This window comes from Bradyrhizobium sp. USDA 4474 (genome assembly GCF_054057515.1).
Genome location: NZ_JBSRZJ010000002.1, coordinates 6477976 through 6498747 on the forward strand (window position 1 = coordinate 6477976; position 20772 = coordinate 6498747).

The 20772-nt window shown below is 60.9% G+C and carries 16 protein-coding genes; 9 read left to right on the forward strand and 7 right to left on the reverse strand.

Translation table 11 applies throughout. The annotated features are described in order from the left end of the window. Nucleotides 1–68 precede the first annotated feature (68 nt). Both ACVW16_RS31935 and mhpA read right to left on the reverse strand, forming a co-directional pair. Entirely contained in the window at nt 69–914 is an 846-nt protein-coding gene (locus ACVW16_RS31935; RefSeq protein ID WP_456702953.1) for a fumarylacetoacetate hydrolase family protein, read from the reverse strand. Between the two features lie 21 nt (nt 915–935). After that, nucleotides 936–2450 (reverse strand): bifunctional 3-(3-hydroxy-phenyl)propionate/3-hydroxycinnamic acid hydroxylase MhpA, encoded by a 1515-nt coding sequence (mhpA, locus tag ACVW16_RS31940; protein WP_456734763.1) that lies wholly within the window; start codon nt 2448–2450, stop codon nt 936–938. 208 nt (nt 2451–2658) lie between these two features. On the opposite strand from mhpA, the gene ACVW16_RS31945 reads away from it, so the two are divergent. Together ACVW16_RS31945 and ACVW16_RS31950 are read left to right on the forward strand one after the other, a co-directional pair. Next, on the forward strand, nt 2659–3807 hold the full coding sequence (locus ACVW16_RS31945) for an ABC transporter substrate-binding protein (RefSeq protein WP_456702955.1): 1149 nt from the start codon (nt 2659–2661) through the stop codon (nt 3805–3807). 168 nt (nt 3808–3975) lie between these two features. Continuing rightward, nucleotides 3976–5016, forward strand: a complete 1041-nt coding sequence (locus ACVW16_RS31950) for a cytochrome P450 (RefSeq protein WP_456734764.1) — start codon at nt 3976–3978, stop codon at nt 5014–5016. Here ACVW16_RS31950 and ACVW16_RS31955 read toward each other — a convergent pair. After that, on the reverse strand, nt 5013–5804 hold the full coding sequence (locus tag ACVW16_RS31955) for a DNA-binding transcriptional regulator (RefSeq protein WP_456734765.1): 792 nt from the start codon (nt 5802–5804) through the stop codon (nt 5013–5015). The genes ACVW16_RS31950 and ACVW16_RS31955 overlap by 4 nt on opposite strands. 161 nt (nt 5805–5965) lie before the next feature. On the opposite strand from ACVW16_RS31955, the gene ACVW16_RS31960 reads away from it, so the two are divergent. From ACVW16_RS31960 to ACVW16_RS31975, 4 genes are all read left to right on the forward strand, one after another. Beyond that, complete coding sequence (locus ACVW16_RS31960; RefSeq protein ID WP_456734766.1) at nt 5966–6949, forward strand: VOC family protein; 984 nt, start codon at nt 5966–5968, stop codon at nt 6947–6949. A gap of 459 nt (nt 6950–7408) precedes the next feature. After that, nucleotides 7409–8086 carry an RraA family protein gene (locus ACVW16_RS31965; RefSeq protein ID WP_456705249.1) on the forward strand — a complete coding sequence of 226 codons (678 nt, stop codon included), beginning with the start codon at nt 7409–7411 and terminating at the stop codon, nt 8084–8086. Between the two features lie 123 nt (nt 8087–8209). After that, on the forward strand, nt 8210–9268 hold the full coding sequence (locus ACVW16_RS31970; protein ID WP_456734767.1) for an amidohydrolase family protein: 1059 nt from the start codon (nt 8210–8212) through the stop codon (nt 9266–9268). Between the two features lie 73 nt (nt 9269–9341). Next, a complete protein-coding gene (locus ACVW16_RS31975) occupies nt 9342–10604 on the forward strand; it encodes an MFS transporter (RefSeq protein WP_456702960.1) in 1263 nt (420 codons plus the stop codon). Between the two features lie 51 nt (nt 10605–10655). Here the strand turns inward: ACVW16_RS31975 and ACVW16_RS31980 are convergent, their stop codons facing one another. From ACVW16_RS31980 to ydiJ, 3 genes are all read right to left on the reverse strand, one after another. Beyond that, a complete protein-coding gene (locus ACVW16_RS31980; RefSeq protein ID WP_456734768.1) occupies nt 10656–11579 on the reverse strand; it encodes an SMP-30/gluconolactonase/LRE family protein in 924 nt (307 codons plus the stop codon). A 162-nt stretch (nt 11580–11741) separates the two neighbouring features. Then, nucleotides 11742–12506, reverse strand: coding sequence for an IclR family transcriptional regulator (locus tag ACVW16_RS31985; protein WP_456702962.1), 765 nt, complete (start codon nt 12504–12506; stop codon nt 11742–11744). A 529-nt stretch (nt 12507–13035) separates the two neighbouring features. After that, nucleotides 13036–16068 (reverse strand): D-2-hydroxyglutarate dehydrogenase YdiJ, encoded by a 3033-nt coding sequence (ydiJ, locus tag ACVW16_RS31990; RefSeq protein ID WP_456734769.1) that lies wholly within the window; start codon nt 16066–16068, stop codon nt 13036–13038. 191 nt (nt 16069–16259) lie between these two features. On the opposite strand from ydiJ, the gene ACVW16_RS31995 reads away from it, so the two are divergent. From ACVW16_RS31995 to ACVW16_RS32005, 3 genes are read left to right on the forward strand one after another with little or no spacing between them, the layout of a single operon-like run. Continuing rightward, entirely contained in the window at nt 16260–17627 is a 1368-nt protein-coding gene (locus ACVW16_RS31995) for an MFS transporter (RefSeq protein WP_456734770.1), read from the forward strand. A gap of 2 nt (nt 17628–17629) precedes the next feature. After that, nucleotides 17630–18544 carry a DUF1932 domain-containing protein gene (locus ACVW16_RS32000; RefSeq protein ID WP_456734771.1) on the forward strand — a complete coding sequence of 305 codons (915 nt, stop codon included), beginning with the start codon at nt 17630–17632 and terminating at the stop codon, nt 18542–18544. A gap of 22 nt (nt 18545–18566) precedes the next feature. Next, nucleotides 18567–19895, forward strand: coding sequence for an MFS transporter (locus ACVW16_RS32005; protein WP_456705250.1), 1329 nt, complete (start codon nt 18567–18569; stop codon nt 19893–19895). Nucleotides 19896–19904: 9 nt separating this feature from the next. Here the strand turns inward: ACVW16_RS32005 and ACVW16_RS32010 are convergent, their stop codons facing one another. Then, a complete protein-coding gene (locus ACVW16_RS32010; RefSeq protein ID WP_456734772.1) occupies nt 19905–20411 on the reverse strand; it encodes an enolase C-terminal domain-like protein in 507 nt (168 codons plus the stop codon). Nucleotides 20412–20772 lie beyond the last annotated feature (361 nt).

Sequence of the window (20772 nt, forward strand, 5' to 3'; positions counted from 1 at the left end):
AATCTTGTCGCGGCTTCGATGCACGATGAGCGGCGTTCTTGTCGGAATGGTCAGCCAACATCAGTGCTTTACTCAGCGATCACTGAGTTCCGGAGGACGCCGATCCCGGAGATTTCGACCTCGACGGTGTCACCGGGCTTCATCCACAGCGGCGGGGTGCGCTTCAAGCCGACACCGCCGGGCGTGCCCGTGACGATGACGTCACCGGGGACCAGCGGGGAGATCGTGGAGATGTAGGCGATCAGCTCGGGGATCGCGGTGATCAGCAGATCGGTCGTCGTGTTCTGCACGACGGCCCCGTTGAGGCGGGTCTGCAATGTGAGCTTTGAGGGATCGGGGATTTCGTCCGTCGTCACCAGCCAAGGGCCGAAGCTGCCGCTATTGGCAAAGGTCTTGCCGGAAAGGAATTGGCTGGTATGGCGCTGCCAGTCGCGGACGCTGCCCTCGTTGTAGCAGGCGTAGCCTGCGATATGGTCGAGCGCTTGGCCGGCCGGGATGTGGCGACCTTCCTTGCCGATCACCAGCGCGAGCTCGCCCTCATAGTCGAAATTGTCGCTGACCTTCGGCCTGACGATCGGCTGCATGTGGCCGACCTGGCTGCAGGCGAAGCGCGCGAACAGCGCCGGCTTCTCGGTTACGGTGCGGCCGGTCTCGGCGACATGGTCCCGGTAGTTTAGACCGACGCAGATGATTTTGTCGGGGTCCGGGATGACCGGGGCGAAGGCGATCTTGTCGATCGCACGGTCGGGCGCGTTGGCTGCGACCAGTGCGGCTGCCTCGAAGACACGATTGGTCTCGAGCAACTGCCGCAGCGAGGCGCAGCCGGGCATGCGCGTACCGAGATCGACGACGCCGTTGTTCTTGACGGCACCAAAGGAGGCGCGGCCGTCGGCGCTGAAAGAAAGCAGCTTCATAAGATATCCTTGGAAATGTGTTCAGGCCGCGGACGGCACGTGGGTGGGATGGATGATGGCGGCGGCGAGCCGGTCGACTTCCGCGTCGTTGCGGGCGGCACCGAGCACGTAGCGGTCGGGCCGGACCAGAGCGGCCTTGAGGCCGTTATCGCGCAGCCAAGTGCCGACGCCAGCGGTCGCGTCGCCGGTGATGATCGACGCGCCGGCATCGCCGAACGCGCGTTGCAACGCGGACGGGATGACGCCGGCGGCCTCGGTGAGCAGGACGTAGGCGTAACCGATGGCGTCGTCGCTGCGACGGCCGTCGGGCAGGGTGAATTGCGGTGCGAGATGTCCGGCCAACGGCAGATCCGACAGCGCAAGACCGGGGCCGAGCAGGGGCTTCTTCACCTCGAGTTTGACAGGCGCGTTCTCGCGGGCCTGGCCGGCGGCGAGGCCGGCGTCGACCGCCTTAGTGTTGATCAAGCCCCCGAGCCGGATGGCGAGCTCGACGAACTCGCGCACATGCGGCTGGCGCTCGCTCTGATAGGTGTCGAGCAGGCGGCCGTCGGCATGGCCGCCAAGGATCGCATTGAGTTTCCAGGCAAGGTTTGCGGCGTCGCGGATGCCGGCGCACATGCCCTGGCCCAGGAAGGGCGGGGTCTGGTGGGCCGAATCACCGGCGAGCAGCAGGCGGCCATCGCGCCATTTCTGCGCGATGGTGGAGTGGAAGGTGTAGACCGCGGCGCGCTCAAGCTCGGCATCCTCGGGCGTGATCCAGCGCGCCAGCAGTTCCCAGACCTTCGCCGGCTGGGTGACGTCTTGCGAATCTTCGTCGGGCAGAACCGTGATCTCCCAGCGCCGGCGCGTGCCGGTGCCTCGTACATAAGTCGCGGGCCGCCTGGGATCGCAATGCTGCAGGCTGTAGTCGCCGAGATCGTCGCGAGCTCGCTTCAGCAGAACGTCCACCACAAGCCAGCGTTCGTGGAAACCAAGATCGTCCATGCCGGAGCCCATGAAGCGGCGCACCAGCGAGCGGGCGCCGTCGCAGCCGATCACATAGCCGGCCCGGACCTCGGTGAGCTGCCCGTTGGATAGGTCTTCGTAGCGCACGCGCACGCCGGTCTCGTCCTGGTCGAGCGCGAACACGTCGCATCGGTTGCGCGTCGTCACGTGCGGCCAACGCCGCATGCCGCCGATCAAAACCTCCTCAAGATCGGGTTGATGAAAGCGATAGCTGAGATTCCAGCCCTGCGGGGTGAGCGTCGGCGGACGCGACCAATCCAGCAGCATGCGGCCCTCGGCGTCGAGAAAGAGCATGCCGGGGCTGAGGATCACCTGCGGCAGGATCGCATTGGCCAGACCGATGGTCTGGAACACGCGCATGCATTCGTCGTCGAAATGTACGGCGCGCGGCAGATGGTAGGCGTGGGCTTCGCGCTCCAGCACTAGCGTCCGCACGCCGCAAAGGCCGAGGAGATTGGCGAGCGTGGCCCCTACGGGCCCGCGGCCGACGATCACGACATCATAGCTCTGAGAAGCGCAACCATCCTGCATGGCGCCATTTGTTTCTCAGCGGCGCTCCGCTTTCAACGTCGAGTCGCCAACTGTCCGCGCAGCGGACAAGGCTGCGCTGCTCGGTGGCCTGTCCGCCAGCCGGACAGCTTCGCGATAATGCTACTCGCGCGCAATCCGGTTTCGCTAGGGAGGAAGCAAAGCCAACAAGGCCGGTCTGCCGAGGCAGTCCAAAGCGGAGGAAATGACGATGCTGCGATCCGTGCTGAGTGCATGTCTTGTTGCGCAATTATTCGCTGCGCCGAGCTTTGCCGCCGACATCAACGTCGGGATCCTTTTGTCCGCGACGGGGCCCGCTGCAGCCATCGGCAGCGCCGAGCGCAACGGCACGGCCTTCGGTCCCGCCGAGATCGCAGGGAAGAAGGTCAACTATCTATTCCTCGATGAAGCTTCCGACGTTACGGCCGCCGTGTCGGCGCTGCGCAAGCTGCATGAGGAGAGCAAGATAGACCTGCTGATCGGGCCGACCACCACGCCGGGCTCCTTCGCGGTCATCGAGCCGGCGGTCGAGTACAAGACGCCCATGATCACGCTCGCGCCAGTCAATGCGCTCGTCGCACCGGTCGACGCCAGGCGGCGTTGGGTGTTCAAGACCACGACCAACGACGATCACGAAGCAACGCCGCTGTTCGCGAACATGAAGAAGTCCGGCGTGAAGAAGCTGGCCCTGATCGGTTTTGGCGACTCCTATGGCGACGCCTGGAGCAAGGTCAGCGCCGACATGGCCAAGGCCGCCGGCATCGAGCTCGTCGCAAACGAGAAGTACGCCCGGACGGACACGACGGTCGTGGGACAGATATTGAAGATCATCGCAGCCGGTCCGGATGCCGTTCTGATCGCGGCCTCGGGTGCGCCGGCGGCGCTTCCGCTGTTGCAATTGCGGGAGAAGGGGTACGAGGGGCAGATCTACGGCACGCTCGGCGCGACATTCGGCGATTTCAAGAAGCTCACAGGTGTCCAGGGCGACGGGATCTTCGTTCCACTGAGCCCCGCCGTCGGCGCCGCGTCCTTCCCCGACGACTATCCCGCGAAGAAGTCCGCATTGGATTTCATCCAGCGCTACGAAGCGAAGTTCGGGCCGGGAAGCCGCAACATCTTCGCGGGAACGGCCTACGATGCTTTGCTTCTGCTCGAGAAGGCCGCCCCGATCGCTCTGAAGACCGCCGAGCCGGGTACGCCCGAGTTCAGAGAGGCCTTGAGAGGCGCGATCGAATCCTTGAAGGGCGTTGCCGGGTCGCGAGGCGTCTACAATTACGGCCGCGACGATCACACCGGGCTGGACCAGAGCGCGTTGGTTCTGGGCAAGCTCGAAAACGGCGAGTGGGTCGCGGTGCGTTGACACCAGCATCCAAGCGGACAGAATTCTATGACTATATCAGACCTGGACGCGCCTACCTACGACGTCGACCTCTACAGCGACGAGGTTCTTCGCGATCCCTATCCTCACTATCGAGCGATCAGGGAGCGCGGCGCCGCCATCTGGCTTCCTCGGCACGATCTCTATGCCTTGGGCCGCTTCGATGACGTCCGAGCGGCGTTGAGGAATCCGACGGTCTTCTCGTCCGCGGAGGGCGTCGCAGCCAATGACACCGTCAACGAAATAGCGCGGGGCACGACTCTTGCGAGCGACGCCCCCTTGCATGACCGGCTTCGGGCGATCATCGGCGCTCCTCTTTCGCCCCGAGCTCTCGAAGAGATCGGTCCACAAATCCGGGCGGAAGCAAGACGGCTCGTTGATGATCTCGTCGAACGGGAGCAATTCGACGCGGTCACGGATCTGGCGCAGCATTTGCCGCTCACGATCGTGTCCAAGTTGGTCGGCCTCGAAGACTACGGCCGTGGCAACATGCTCAGGTGGGCTTCGGCCACCTTCAACGTGCTCGGCACGATGAATGAACGCGGCTGCGCCGCCATGACGGATTTCCGCGAGATGCGCTCCTACCTGAGCGTTCCGGATATTCGCGAACGGTTGCTGCCCGGGAGCTGGGGCAGGCGCATTTTCGAGGCCGCCGATCGTGGCGAGGTCGAGCCGGAGCGTTGTCCTGTCCTGATGCGGGACTATCTCGGGCCCAGCCTGGACACGACGATCTTCGCGACGGCCAATCTGCTCCTGTTGTTCGGCAGACATCCGGATCAATGGGAGCTTGTCCGCAACGATCCCAAGCTGATCCCGAACGCCATCAACGAAGCGCTCCGCCTGGAATCTCCGATCCGAGGCTTCACGCGTCATGCTGCCTCGAACGCTAACGTGGGCGATGCGCATGTTCCTGCAGGAAGCCGGGTACTGCTGCTGTATGCGTCGGCCAACCGTGACGAGCGCAAATGGCAAGATCCGGAGAAGTTCGATGTGCGCCGGCGCGCCAACGACCATCTCGGTTTCGGAAACGGCACGCACATGTGCGCCGGCCTGCATCTCGCCCGTCTCGAAATGACGGCTCTTCTCGAAGTCCTTGTCGAGAAGGTGCGCAGCTTCGATATCGGCGAACCCGTGCTTGCTCTGAACAACGTGCTGCGCGGCCTGGCCTCTCTGCCCGTAAGGGTGAACTAACCGTCGATGGCGATCGCTGCTGCGGCTTGGCGCATTGGCATCACGAACTGCGAAACCGCCTCCTCAAGAGAAAGAGCGGAGCGGATCCAGATGATCGAAATGCAGCCGAAGACGGCTTCGCCTCGGACGATCGACACCGCGATCGACGCCGTCTTGGGATTGTATTCGCCCTCGTTGCGGATCCCGTATCCACGCTCGCGGGTCTCCACGATCATGCGTTCGAGCCAGTCGCGTTCGAGGAAGGGGCGGTCATCCGCCTCGTCGATCCGCCGCAAATGATTGACGATCAAGTTTCGCTCGCGCTCCGCGGAGGCCGCCAGATAGGCCCGACCGGCCGACGTCCGAAGGATGGGCAGGCGTTTGCCGATCATACCGCGGTCGATCGACATTGGACTGCGAGAATGGGTGGTCTCCTGGACCACCATCGCGGCGTTCTCATAGGTGGAAAGGTCGACGGGCCAGATGAGGGTCTTGCTCAACTCGGCGAGGTAGGGCGCCGCCGCCTGGCAGATGACGACGCTAGGATCGTAGCCGTCCCCGAGGCTGGAGGCCAACCGAGTCACCCGATAGCGGTCGTCGCTCGCCGAACGAGCGATATAACCGAGTTCCTCCAAGGTCTCGAGCAGCCGGTAGACGGTCGGCCGGGGAAGATCGAGCGCGCGCGCCACGTCGGCGGCCCTGACGCCGCCGGACCTGTTGACCTCGGTGAGGACGTCCAGCCCGCGCTTGAAGGCGCGTACCCCCGCCGAGGCTTTCAGTCGTCCGTCGCTCGTCCGCTCCTTGGACATTTCTATTTTCGTCCTTGTGCCGCCGGGTGCGGAGGCTCACGATGCTGCAAATGCGATGCTGCCGCAAGGCTTTCGGCACGATCGCACCGCGTCGGAATCAAACTCTGGCGAAGTGGCCGCGCGCGACCAGCGCGTGCGAAGAACACACTGGAGGAACGTGTATGGAGATTTCCGCGCTCGGCTACATCGGCATAGGCTCCTCGCAGCTGGATCAGTGGAGCCACATGGCGACGAAGCTACTCGGCATGCAGCAGGTCGATCGCGGCGGAAAGACGCGGGCTTTCCGGATGGACGACCGTAGGCAACGTTTGATCGTCGACGGCGGCAACGACTCCGGTCTTGCGGTGATGGGCTGGGAAATTCCGACCCCAGCGGAACTTGATCGTCTCGCCGCCAGGCTGGAAAGTCATGGTGTCGTAGTCACGCGCGGATCGCACGCGCTGGCCGATGAACGGCACGTAGGCGACTTGATCCAGTTCGCCGACCCAACTGGCAACCGGCTTGAGGCGTTCTGCGAGCCGTCCCTCGCGACGGATCCGTTCCGACCGGGGAGGCCGATCTCTGGCTTCCGCACCGGCGCCCTCGGAATGGGACACGTCGTCCTGAACGTCGAGAACGTCGATCTTCTGCTGCCGTTCTATCGCGACGTGCTCGGATTCCACGTGTCCGATTTCGGGCTCAAGCCCTACGGCCTGTATTTTTTCCATGTGAACGGACGCCACCACAGCTTTGCGATGGTGGGCTCCGGCCGGAAAGCGCTGCACCACTTCATGGTCGAACTCGGCAGCCTCGACGATGTTGGTCAAGGCTACGATCTTGCGCAGTTGGATGACGGGCGGGTCGCCTATACCTTGGGACGACACACCAACGATCACATGACGTCGTTTTACGTAAACACGCCTTCGGGCTTCTTCATCGAATACGGTTGGGGAGCTCGCGTCATCGATCCGGTTACCTGGCAACCGCATGAGACGTTTGATGGGCCATCGCTCTGGGGGCATGAGCGGCTCTATATGCCCGATGAACAGCGCAAGCGCTTACGCGACATGCGGATTGATGCGGCGCAGCGCGGCGTACGCGCGCCGGATCCAGTCGTGCCGCCTCTGAACTGCGCGTGGCTCGATGCCGTAGTTGCCCGGGAATAGCCTCCGCGCTCGCGTCGGTACAATTTCGGTTGTTCATGCGCGTCGGCTGTTCTCGCCGCGCCCATTCAGACAGTGCGCGGACCCTCGCATGTTCTCTGAAAGATCCAGGTCTGCAATGGCATCCTGGGCGGGCTAACGTCCGAAGCCATCGCCATTCAATGCGGCGTCGCAAGCGTACTGACGTTCAGAAAGAACCTGTACAAGAAACTCGGCATCGTCTCGCAAGCGGAACTGTTCTCGCTCGCGATCCAGGTTTCTGAATCCCTGACGGCTTAGCCCTTGCCGCCGCTTTTACCTTCGGAGTCCGGGAAAACGCGGCTCTGTTATATAAATAGAACACTATTTCAATATGCAATTTTTCGTGGACGCGTGCGGCGCCGGAAGTTTTGGTGCTTGCCAAAATGAAACGCCGTTCTATATTGCTAAAAAATCGAGGATTGCAAAAGGGAGGTCGCGCTGATGGCCGTTGGGTTCAAGATTGTGAAGCGGACGAGGAAGGTTGGCGCCGACATCGTCGAGCGCTTTTCCCGTCTGCCCGTAGCTAACGTGAGCGATGCCATGTCGCGTATGACGGCGGGAGGGGCGAGCCTGCGCCCGATGCATGCCGGCGGCGGGATGGCGGGCGTGGCTTTGACCGTGAAAACGCGTCCCGGCGATAACCTTATGATTCACAAGGCGATGGCTATGGCCGAGCCGGGCGACGTCATCGTGGTCGACGCCGGTGGCGATCTGACCAACGCCCTGATCGGCGAGATGATGCTAACCCGTATCATCGAGAGCAGGATTGCCGGCTTGGTTATCAACGGAGCCGTTCGGGACTCCGCCTTTATCCGCAGCAACGAATTTCCTGTCTTCGCAGCCGGTGTCACTCATCGGGGGCCTTATAAGAACGGACCGGGCGAGATTAACGTGCCGGTCGCATTCGATGGCATGGTTGTCGAGCCTGGCGATCTGATCATCGGAGACGATGACGGCTTGCTCTGCGTTCCGTTTGACGACGTGGACGAAGTCTTGAAAGGGGCTACCGCAAAGCTCGCAGCGGAGCAAAAGCAGATGGCAAACATCAAGGCGGGAACGCACGACGCCTCTTGGGTCGACAAGGCCCTGCGCGAGCTCAAGTGCGAGGGGCTGGACTGAAAGCGTATCACTGGAACAGGGCTTCCGGAGGCGAGGGGCATTGAGGCTTCGCCGCCGGCACCCATCGATGACCTGACAATTGGCTGCAGTCGTTTCACCGACCTCAATTAGAGAAGCGCGCCTATGTCGACGACATCTCCGCATCTTTCCGTGCGTGAAGATTGGTTGAGCTTGAAGACCGAGGAAGTCCTGGAGCCAGCTCAGCCGATCGTCGATGCTCATCACCATCTTTGGGATCGGCCCGGAGCGTGCTACCTGTTTCCGGAATACCTCGCAGATGTGCGTTCGGGCCACGATGTCGTGGCGAGCATCTTTGCGCAATGTAGATCTATGTATCGCGATTCCGGTCCTGACGAGATGCGACCGGTCGGTGAGGTCGAGTTCATCAACGGCGTTGCGGCGCAGTCAGCGTCTGGGATATACGGACACTTCCGCGCTTGCACGGCAATTGTTGGATTTGCTGACCTCACTCTCGGTGCCAAGGTCGCTCCTGTGCTGCAAGCTCTGGTGCGGGCCGGAGGTGATCGCCTCCGAGGCGTGCGCAATACTACGGCGTGGCATGAAGATCCGGCTATCCGCTCAAATCCACAGCCGCCGCCGCCCGGGCTGTTGTCCAACGAAGGGTTTCGCCAAGGTGTCCGATGTTTGGCTCGAGAAAACTTGTCTCTGGATGTTTGGGCCTATCACACCCAACTGAACGAAGTCATAGAGCTCGCACAGCAGAATCCGGACCTCTCCATAATTTTGGATCACGTCGGCGGTCCCCTTGGCCTGGGACCGTATGCCGGGCAGCGCGACGCCGTGTTTTTGGATTGGAGGGCAAGTGTTGCGAAGCTTGCAGCCTTGCCGAACGTGACAGTGAAGCTTGGCGGCCTTGGCATGAAAACGACCGGCTTCGTCTTTCATGAGCAATCTCGGCCACCGGGATCCCGGGAGCTGGCACAAGCCTGGAAGCCTTACATCGAGACGTGCATCGAACTCTTCGGCCCTGTCCGCTGCATGTTCGAAAGCAACTTCCCCGTCGACAAGGGAATGTGCTCGTATCTGATCCTCTGGAACGCCTTCAAGAGAATCGTCGAGACATACAGTCAGCCCGAGAAGCAGGCGTTGTTCAGCGGCACGGCAATGCGCGTGTACCGTATATCGCCGAATATCCTAACGGATCATGCAGCCATGCCTTGAGACGGCGCGAATATCCACGACCCAGAGAAATCAAAACCGCTGGTGATAAAAAACACAAATTGAGGAGACGGCCATGGATGCGAGAAAGATGACGTTGGTCGCCCTTTTAGGCGCCGGCATGTTTATCAATGCTATCGACCGCGGCGCTCTCGGCGTCGCTGCTCCCCAAATGCTTGCTGATCTGAAAATGGATCCTGGTGTCATGGGTCTGGCGCTATCGGCCTTCTATTGCAGCTACATTCTGTTCATGGTCCCGGTCGGGAGATATTCCGACAAGTATGGCGCGAAGGCCGCCTATGGTTGGGCGGCTGCCTTTTGGTCGCTGGCTTCCGCGGCAACGGGGTTGATCCAGGGGTTTTATGGGTTGATGGCCGTGCGTCTTGCCGTTGGTGCCGGCGAGTCGGGTGCCAATCCGCTGGGCGCCAAGGTCATTAATGAAAACTTTGGCTCGGAAGAGCGTGCGAGAGCGATGACCTGGTGTCTGTCCGGCACGAAGCTGGGACTCGCGGCCGTGCCTGTCCTGATGGGCTTCCTGATGGCAACGTGGAATTGGCGCGTCGCTTTCATCGTAACGGGGCTTGCAAGCTTGCTCTGGTGCCTTGCGTGGTACGCTCTTTTCAAAGAGAGCCCCAGGGCGGCTGATGGTGCCGCGAAGAAAGACGAGCAGGTACCGTGGAAGAAATTGCTTGGCAACCGGACGACTTTGGGCCTGATGCTTACCAAGTTTTTCCTCGACTACCTCTGGGTCGTATTCATCAGCTGGTTGCCAACCTACCTGGTCATGGAGCGGGGATTCTCCATCTTGAAAATGGGCCTATATGCTTCGATTCCGTGGATCGTCGGTTTCGTCGCACAGCCAGCCATGGGGCACTTCTCTGATTGGCTCATCAAGAAGGGCGTAAGCGTCACCAACGCGAGGAAATATTGTCTGGTCGGATCGCAACTGGTCGCAGCGCTTGTCATTGCGGTAGGCTTCGTCGAAGACCCGATGATCGCGGTCGCGCTTCTCACCATCAATATTGCAGGTGAGTCAGCGTCAGCCGGCATCATGTGGACGATACTGTCCGAGGTGTCGCCCAAAGGCCTCGGCGGAACGCTGTCCAGCGCCGTCAATACCGTCAGCTCCGTGGCAGGCGTCATGGCGCCGACCGTTACGGGGTTTGTCTATCAATTCACGGGAAGCTTCCAAATGGCCTTGCTCCTCGCCGGATTGGGAATCTTGATATCGGCGTGCTCAATTCTCTTCATCGTTCCGGAAATCCGGCCCATAGAGCTCGGCGACGAAAACGAGGAACTGTCGACCGGCGCACTGGTGCAGGGTGGGGGAGCTCGATGAAACGAACTCCTCGCGGCGCTAACCGGCACGCTTTAGTGAAAGGCGCATCGGCTAGGTCGCGTGTGAGAACATCGGCATCCCCGGCGTATCGAGTGTCGCCTGCAGGAGCGATCCGGTTCGGCTCTCAGTGATGAAGAGGGTTTTTTGCTCGGGACCACCGAACGCGAGGTTGGTCGTCCCCACGCCGGCGCAGGAAACGATGCGATCCAGCGGCTCAGCCACCGGGGAAAGACGCCACACCGAACCAAAGCCGGTGTGGCAGATCAGCAGGTTTCCTGCGCTGTCGAACGCCAAGCCGTCTGGGCCTCCGGGGCCGCCGTGCAAATGCGCGAATACACTGACTTTGGTGATCAGGCCGCTGGCCGGTAGCGGGACGCGCCAAATCTGGTTCGCCCGCGTTACTGCGACAAGCAGAAAGCCCTCCTCCGGATCGACGACGATTCCATTTGGGCTCGGTATGGTATTTACAAGACACGTCAATTGGCCTGCGGGCGTCAGCTTCCAGACGCGACCGGTCGGATCGTGCATTCCGGTCTGGCCCTGATCCGTGAAGTAGAGAGCCCCCGTATTTGCAAAGACAAGATCATTCACGCCCTTGAAGCTTTCGCTGGCGGCCGTCTCCAGAAAAGGCGTCACCGATCCGCGCGCAGGATCGAGCAGCATGATCCCCCGCTTGTAGTCCGTAATGAAGATCCTGCCGTCACGATGGATCTTCAGCCCATTCGGCCAACCATCGTATTCGGCGATGAGCTCCCATTGGCCTTCGGATGAAACTCTGAAGATGCGACCGTAGGGAATGTCGGTGATGTAGAGCCGTCCCTCTCGATCGAACGAAGGGCCCTCGAGGAAACAGTCGATCGCACGGCCGCCTTGGTTTGCATCGGCCCACGCGGTACGACGCGGTTTGCGAAACTGATCCGGCAATCGTGTGAAGACGGTCGTCTCGATCCGACGCGGAGGGGCAAAGAAGGTCATTTGGTCACCGGGCGAAAGCCGTAGAGCTCAACGGGGTTATCAACCAAAATGCGCTTAAATGTTGCGTCGCTTCTGATGATGCCACGGCGTCCGGTCCCTGTTCCTATTGAGCCTAGGCATTTTAGATCGCCGTTGCAAGGAAAAAGGAAACGTCGTTTCGTTTTAGGCGGCGGCTCCCGTAGCGCGTCCTGCTGTGCGTTTGCGTCCGCGTTTGCCCGTGGTTGCTGGCGGTGTTCCGCCGCAGGCTGTCGATAGCTTGTGCGCCATTTCAACCAGATGCTCTTTGAGTTGCTCGGCTCGCGCTGCCGTCAGTCGGCTTACAGGTCCGGAGATATTCAAGGATCCCATCAGTACGTTGCCGATGCCGAATATTGGCATCGCGAGAGAGGCCGCATGGGGGTCCGTAACGCCTGACGTGAAGAGCGGAAGTTCGTCATCCGAGAGAGGGCCGGATTCATATTTTCGCAGCACCTGTGCAATTGCAGACTTATCCATCGGGCGCGTGTCACCCGGTTGCACGTGCATGCGGATCCGGCTCGGACTCTCCACGCGAAAGAGACAAAGGCGTTCGTCGCCATTCCTCACATAGAAGGAGGCGGTCTCTCCTGTCTTAGCCGCGAGTTCGTCCAAAACGGGGATGACGTGATCCGAGAGGCTAAAAGCTTGTTGATAGGCGGTTCCAAGACGCAGGGTTTCTGAATCCAGCCGATAGCTCCCGTCGGGTAAGCGCGCCAGCAATCGATACTGCTCGAGGGACACTGCAAGACGCATGATCGTGCTTTTGACCAAGCCGGTTCTCTCAGCAAGGTCGGCTAAACTCAAGGCGCCGTCACCCCGACGGAATGCCGTCAAGACGGCTAGTGCTCGCTCGGCGGCCGAAACGCCCTTGACCGAAGATGCTGCCTCGCTCCGGGTTTGCTTTGCCATCTAAGACCTTCTACTTCCTTCATTTTAGACTGAACACGCCTACTATTGCGGAAAGTAACCTTAGATCCCGAGTCCACCTTCCGCTGCACGTTGCCGCGTACTCGATAGTTGACGCAACCGGGCGCTGCAAGCGCCGTCTGGCACGAGCGAGAATCGGCAAGGCATGGCTAACCTGCTGTTTATCATTCATTTTCTGAGTGCGGGAGGTGGGTCTGTGCAGCGGCCTTCAAAGACCTCTGCTGCCATGATGGCGCGGTCGCCCGGCAGCGGTGGCTTTTGGCTAACGGGGATTGCGTTGCAGTACGGAGTGGTCAGCGCTTGTTCAATTGGAAGACCGCCGCCGCCCGCGGCATCGATCACCGTATTGACGACAAACGCGGCTCGCTCAATCCCTCGATGCTCCTTAACTGCGGCGAGAGCATCCAGCCATTCTCGAGTTCCACCGTGTCGGAGTCTCTCATCGCATCCATTACTCCCTCCCGTGAAATTTTGTCTATCGTCAGTATGGAAGCAGTTGTGTTGGCTGCGATCAGCTCCCGCGCAGGCAGACCAGCAAGGCCTGCGCCGGATGGCGTAACGTCTCTCGGTCGATCAGTTTGACCTGCGAGCGGCAAGAATAGCCGGTCGCGAGCAGGCGGCCGCCCGACGCCCATCTTTCGACATGGCCCCTCCAGCTCATGTCATAGATTTTCTCAGATGTGGCGCGGTGCTCGGCTTCGTGGCCGTAGGTGCCGGCCATCCCGCAGCATCCCGACGACAAAACGCGCAGGCTGGCGCCTGCAGCAGCAAAGGCCGATTGCCAGCTCCGCAGGCTGGTCAAAGCGATCGAGCGCTCCGAGCAATGCGGCAACAGCAGATACTCCTCATTGGATTTCGCGCTCTCGGCAATCGCATCGAGGTGGCCAGCCAACCACTCCTGGACGAGGTGGACAGGAGGCGGCCGGTCGGCTTCCGGCAACATGCCGTATTCGGATCGGTAGGTCAGCGTCATGGATGCGTCGACCCCGACCAGTTCGACGCCGGTAGCGGCGAGGTCGCGCAGCATGGCCGCATTGCGGGACGCGGTCCGGATGAACGCACCGAGAAAGCCGTGGACATGCAGTGGCTTTCCGTTGGGACGGAAGGGCGCCACATACGGCTGGAATCCCATGACTTTCATGAGATCGAGGACTGCCAAAACGATCTCTGGGTCGTACCAGTTGGTGAATGCGTCCTGGACCAGCACCACACTCCGCGCGCGCTCTCCGGCGGAAAGGCCCTTGAGCACATCAGCATTCGCAACCTTGATCCCGCGCGCTTCCAATTCCCGCCGCATCGATAGAGACGAGAATTTCGGCGTATGAACCAACCCAATCCTGCGCATGGCGAGACGGCCGATGGGTGTTGCAAGAACCAGATTATAGAGGCCGCCGATCTTGCTCATCGTTGGCAGCATTGCCTCAAGCGATCCCACCAAGTGATCGCGAACAGGCCGCAGATAGCGCCCGTGATAGAGTTCGAGAAATTTCGCGCGAAAGGTGGGCACGTCCACCTTGATCGGACATTGCCCGCTGCAGGATTTGCATGCGAGGCAGCCGTCCATCGCATCCTTGACTTCATGCGAAAAGTCTTCTTCGGACGACCAGGTGTTACGCATTCTGGCCAGCAAGTCGCGCCAGCCCGATCCCTGTCGCAGGGCAGCGGCTTCGGCTTCGGGATCCACACCCGTGATGGCCAATTGCCGGAGCCATTCGCGGGTGAGGGAAGCCCGTCCTTTTGGCGAATGCCGGCGATCGCGCGTTGCCTTATAGGATGGGCACATCGCCTCGTCGGGATCCCAATTGAAGCAAGCGCCATTGCCGTTGCAATGCAACGCCTCGTCGTAGGCGGTGCGTGTTGGACCGGGGATCGCCCTGTCGAGCTGTCCTCGCGTGACCAGCCCATCGATCGAGAGCAGATGGCCGCCCTCGGGGGCGGCGATCTTTCCGGGATTAAGCTGATTGCGTGGGTCGAACGCTGCCTTGATCGATTGTAGCGAGGGATATAGCGGTCCGAAGAAGCGCGGCGAGAATTCAGAGCGCACGCCTTTGCCATGTTCCCCCCACAGGAGGCCGCCGTATTTCTTGGTGATCCGGACGACGTCTTCCGTCACCTCTCGAATGAGGACCTCCTGTTGTGGATCTTTCATATCGATGGCAGGACGAACGTGAAGCACGCCGGCATCCACGTGGCCGAACATGCCATAGCTCAACCTGCGGGCATCCAGCGCTGCACGAAACTCCGCGATGTAGTCGGCGAGATGCTCGGGCGGGACCGCGGTGTCCTCGACGAACGGGATCGGCCGCTTGTCGCCCTGCATATTACCGAGCAGCCCGACAGATTTCTTTCGCATCTCCCAGATTGCGTTCACCTCGAGGTGGCCGCGTGCAACGGTGAAGCCGCGCCGCCCATGCGAATGGTTCGCTGATGCAAACGCCTGCGTTATCCGGCTAACTGGGTTTTCAACCTCCGCTTCGGAGTTGCCGACGAATTCGACCAGGTTCACACCTGTAGCACGTTGTCCATTGTCCTCCGGGAAGTATTGCCGGACCGAATCCCAGATGACGTCGCCTTGTGCAAGGCCCAGCACCTTCGAGTCGACCGTTTCGATTGAGGCCGCCCCAAACCGCATCAATTCCTGCGCGTCCCGCAGGGCGGCATCGAAGCTGTCATAGCGCACGTTGACCAGCGCGCTGTGTTTTGGAATCGGCACCACGTTCAGTTTTGCTTCCGCAATCAGCGCAAGCGTGCCTTCGCTGCCGCAAAGAATCGAATTGAGGTTGAACCGCCCGGCGTCGTCCCGGATATGCGCCAGATCATAACCCGTGAGACAACGGTTCAACTTCGGGAAATGGGCTGTAATCAAATCCGATTGCTCGCGCTGAATGGTATCGACCAGCCTGTGAACGGCGCCCACGCGATCCTTCCGCTGCTGGATCCGCCGAAGTTCCTCGTCTTCTATCGGCCCCGACGTCCAGACCGTGCCATCCAGTAGGACGCACGTTAGCTCGAGCACGTGATTGCGCGTCTTGCCGTACAAGCAGGAACCCTGGCCGCACGCATCGGTGCTGATCATGCCGCCGATCGTAGCCCGACTGGAGGTCGAAAGTTCTGGCGGGAAAAAAAGCCCATGTCCGGCGAGGGCGGCATTGAGCTGGTCCTTCACGACCCCAGCCTGCACCCGCACCCAGCCCTCCGCCGGATTGATTTCCAGAATCCGGTTCATGTGGCGAGAGACGTCCACCACCACGCCGTTCGTCAGCGACTGACCATTTGTACCAGTCCCGCCGCCCCGCGGTGCGAACACAATGTCCTCGAAGCGCGGATCTCCGACCGCGCGCGCGATGCGCGTCAGGTCCTCGATCGTGCGCGGGAAGATCAGGAGTTGCGGAAGAAGCTGGTAGATCGAGTTGTCGGTCGCCGAGACGATCCGGTCGCCGTATGCCGGCGCAAGGTCGCCCTCGAACCCCCGCACACGAAGTTCCGTTGCGAGATCGATATGCAGGGAAGTCGAGGTCGGTACCTCGGAAATGCGTGGCAGCATTTTGCGTTCCTACCCGTAACCCGCGCAGCGCACTGCTTTTTCATGAAACTTGGGCCCAGGCGATAGTCGAGCGCTTTATCGCCGACGCCATCAAAAATGAAACACCGTTTCAAAAAAGTTTGCAAGTCGTCCTTCTTTGAGTTATTGGGCTTGGGACAGGCCGGGGTAACGCCGGCCGAGGGAGGGATTAGATGCCGAGCAGTCCTGCCGCGTCGACCGGTACAGATTTTACCGCGGTGCAAGAGCGGATCCTGTCCAAGGTGCTTTGGCGGATCGTGCCGTTTCTGCTCCTCTGTTACGTCATCGCCTATCTTGACCGGGTGAACGTCGGGATTGCGAGCCTGACGATGAACAAGGACATCGGGATCTCGCACTCCGAATTCGGGTGGAGCGCCGGGCTTTTCTTTTTTGGCTATTTCCTGGCTGAGGTGCCGAGCAATCTGGCCCTCCAGGCGGTCGGCGCCCGCAAATGGATCGCTCGCATCCTGATTACATGGGGCCTGCTCTCGGCCTGCACCGCGTTCGCAGTCGGGCCTACGAGCTTCGGCGTCATGCGCTTTCTGCTCGGTCTCGGTGAGGCTGGTTTTACGCCGGGTGTATTCCTCTATTTCACGTACTGGTTCCCGGCGCGTGTGCGCGGTACGGCGACAGCCGCGTTTTTGCTCGGCATCCCGATCGCCAACATCATCGGAGCGCCGATATCGAGCTCCCTCTTGGCCCTCGACGGCGTTGCTGGACTACACGGTTGGCAGTGGCTTTTGATCCTCGAGGGTCTGCCTGCGACTGTCCTCGGATTCGTTTGTCTCTTCACGCTCACCGACAAGCCCGAACAAGCCAAATGGCTGACCGAAGAGGAGCGCGCCTGGCTCGTCAGCGCACTTGCGAGTGAGCGTCAGTACATCGCTTCCAAGCATCCCACGAGATTGAGGGACGCATTCACCAATTGGCGCGTTCTTGTGTGCGCGGTCGTCAATTTCTGTGCCATCATTGGTTCGGTCGGGCTCGGACTATGGATGCCGCAGATCCTGAAGGGCTTCGGCTTTGGCGTTGTGACGGTCGGCTTCATCGCTGCTGTCCCCTACATCTGCGGTGCCATCGCGATGATGTTGTGGGCCAGGCTGTCGGATAAGGGCGGAGAGCGAAGCTGGTTCGTGGCCTCGGCCCTCCTTTTGGGCGCCGTTTCTCTGGTCGCTTGCGGTCTGGCGACATCTTCCGCGCTCCTTTCCATCGTAGCTCTCTGCGGCGCGGTCGTCGGGATCATGTGTTACCAATCCACATTCTGGCCGATACCATCCAGCTTCCTGACCGGCAGCGCAGCCGCCGGAGGGATCGCCCTCATTGTCTCGATCGGCAATCTTGGTGGCTTTGTCGGTCCCTACCTTATCGGTGAAATCCGCGAGTCGACGGGTAGCTTTGCGTGGGCACTGATCTCAGTGGGCGCATTTCTGACCTTGGCCGCGATCCTCATTCGGGTCGTCGGGATCAGTCTCCGACAACCGCAGCCGGCAGTGGCTGGCGGCGGCGTCCACCCGATTTCCACTATGTCAAAAGGAGTTTGACGATGAGCGACAAGAAGCAGTTTCGTCTCGGGTTAGTCGGCTACGGTGAAATCGGCAGCACGCTTGGAAAGGGGTTGCGCGAAGCCGGCCTGCAAGAAGTCTTCTGCTACGACAAGTACGCGTTCAATGGCCCCTACGCGGACCTTATACAGGAGCGCGCCAAAGCAGCCGGCGTTACGCTTGTGAAGTCCAACAAGGAACTCGCCGACGCGGCGGAGCTGATCTTCAGTGTAACGCCAGGTTCCGCTTCGCTCGAAAGTGCCGACGCCTTTGCGCCATTTATCACGGATCGGCACACCTTTCTCGACTTCGCGTCCGCGACTCCGAAGATCAAGAAGAGCGTCGCGGCCAAGCTTGCATCAAGCGGCGCGCTTCTCGGCGACGGCTCGATCGAGGGAACGCCGCTTCATGGTTACTCGATGCGCATGCTGTCGAGTGGTCCCGCAGGTGAGCGCGTTCGGGATTGGCTCGTCCCGTGGGGCATGCAGATCGAATTCACCGGGCCAGTTCTCGGCACTGCATCCGGCATCAAGATTATCCGTTCCGTCCTCATCAAGGGCATTGAGGCGCTGACGGACGAGATGCTGCTGGCAGCCCGTCAATACGGGATCGATGAGGTCGTCCTTGCCTCCGCTTCCAAGACGCTCGCGCGGCCCTTCATGGATACGGTCCACAGCCTCACTCCGTCGGGCGTGATCCACGCCAAGCGCCGCGCGGAGGAGCTTGAAATGTCGGCTGATGCCGTCGCAGACGCCGGTGTCGAGCCAATCATGGCGCGCGCGATCGCGGCCCGCCTGCGGTGGAAGGAAAGCTTGGGTCTGAAGGACCACTTCAAGGGCGTTGTGCCGGCCAACTACAAAATCGCTATCGATGCGATCGTCGAGAAGATGCAGAGCAAAGCAAGAGCAGCCGAATAAGGCGACGGATAGGGAGGTGGAAGTGGCGAGCGCTCGAACAGATCTGGACCAGTTTGAAAAGGCGACGATGCGCAAGGTGATCTTGCGCCTCGTACCCTTTTTGATGGTCTGCTATTTCTTTGCGTTGCTGGACCGCGTCAACGTCGGCTTTGCTGCTCTGCAGATGAACAAGGATCTCGGCCTTACTCCCGCGGTGTTCGGCTTCGGCGCGAGCCTTTTTTTCGTATCGTACTTTCTCGTTGAAGTTCCCAGCAATTTGGCGCTTCAGAAGGTGGGCGCCCGACGCTGGATCGCGCGCATCATGATCACGTGGGGCCTTGTGACGGCGTGCATGGCCCTCGTTGTCGGGCCGCATTCGCTTTACGCCATGCGGTTCTTGCTCGGTGCGGCGGAGGCTGGTTTCTTTCCCGGCGCAATCCTCTACCTGACCTATTGGCTTCCGTCGCAATATCGCGCGCGTATCTTGGCGACTTTTACGGTCTCGATTCCGCTTGCGACGTTCCTGGGGTCACCCTTATCCGTCACTCTGCTCGAGCTCGACGGCGCGCTCGGACTGCGCGGCTGGCAGTGGCTCTTTATTCTGGAGGGATTGCCCACCGTGCTTCTCGGCTTTGCCTGTCTGTTCGTCTTGACCGACAAGCCGGCCCAGGCCACGTGGCTCACGACCGAAGAGAGGGAGTGGCTGACGGGGCGCATAGAGGCCGAGGCCGCCATGCGCAAGCCGGTGGGGCATCTCTCGCTTTGGCAATTGGCGACAAACAAGTACTTCCTTGTCATGGCGCTTGTTTGTTCCGGTGCGTCGGCAACCGGGAGCGTCTTGTCGGTATGGCAACCACAGCTTCTGAAGTCGTTCGGATTGACGAACCTGCAAACCGGCTTCGTCAATGCCATTCCCTATGGCATTGCAACGGTCGTGATGGTTCTGTGGGGCCGGCATTCTGACGGAACCGTAGAGCGTCGCTGGCACACCGCTATTCCACTCTTGCTCGCGGCAGGTGGCTTCACCGCACTGGGCCTGACGGGGACTGCGGTCGTTCCAACGATCATAATGGTCACCTGCTGCCTGGTTGGGGCTTATGCCTTCAAAGGCCCATTTTGGGCGCTTTCGGCAAGCTGGCTCTCGGCAAGCACGCTCGCGGCGGGTCTCGCTGGCATCAATGCTATCGCTAATCTGATCGGCGGCGGGCTCATGGTCAACGTGGTCGGCCTCGTCAAACAATGGACAGGCAGTTTCGTTTTGGGAATGTTGCCGCTTGCGCTGCTCTGTGCGGTTGCTGCCATCAGCGTATTGGTGCTCGGCCGGCGCACGACACGCGCGGCGGATACGGATGTTGCGACTGTAAAGCCATGATCGAGCTGGCTACCGACGTCTCGAATAGAGACTGCGCCATGTGAGAATTGGCCCCTCGCTCGCTTCAGCGAGTAGACGCTGCCGCAGCCCATCGTGCCTGCGCGGGCGATCTCTTCCTTGGTGGAGGCCGCTTCGTCGACCAGCAGCGGGATGGACGTGCGGGCCGCGACGCGCGCCATGAACGCCGGCACGTTGTTCGATCAGGGCAACACCCAATTCCCCCAGCCCGGGCATGAAGCGGATGCATTCGGCCTCGGTCCAACCCTGGTTAACATCGACGATCAGGCGGACCTCGTCGCCGAGGCCGGCGCGCAGTGCCGAGCGAGAAACAGCATGAAATTGCGGAGCTTCGTACGTTCCAAGTGGGTTGATCACGCAGCCGATTGGATCGCGGCGCGGAGCGCCGTGACCGGCGAGCCGGTCGCGCTCGTCCCCAACGGCGGCATCGAGATGAGAGATCCGATCGGGTATGGCCGCTCCGCCGGGGGCCCAAACCTGCGAGCGCTTACCTTCCACCAGCGCGCCGACCTCCTGAAGAAAAGATCGGCCAGTTTCTGACAGAGCGGAAAGACGAGTTCTATCGGCTCTCGCTGTCCACAGGCGGCTGCCCGTTGGTCAAAGGCGAGAAGTTGAAGCCGTAAAGCGCTAAATTAGGCGCGTGAAGAGCTGCGCGGTACTTTCCGGCCGAAGCAAATTGATCAACAAAGGTTGGGCGCAATCAGCGCGGTACTGCACGCACTCAACAGGTACTGCAACGGTACCGGGCGGCCCGAAAGACCCGTAGTCGACCTGGCGAGGCAATCACGCAATCTCGGTAACCGATTGGAAAAGTGAGAGAATGCATCGACGATGAATATCTGAACTGCTATCGCCCCGA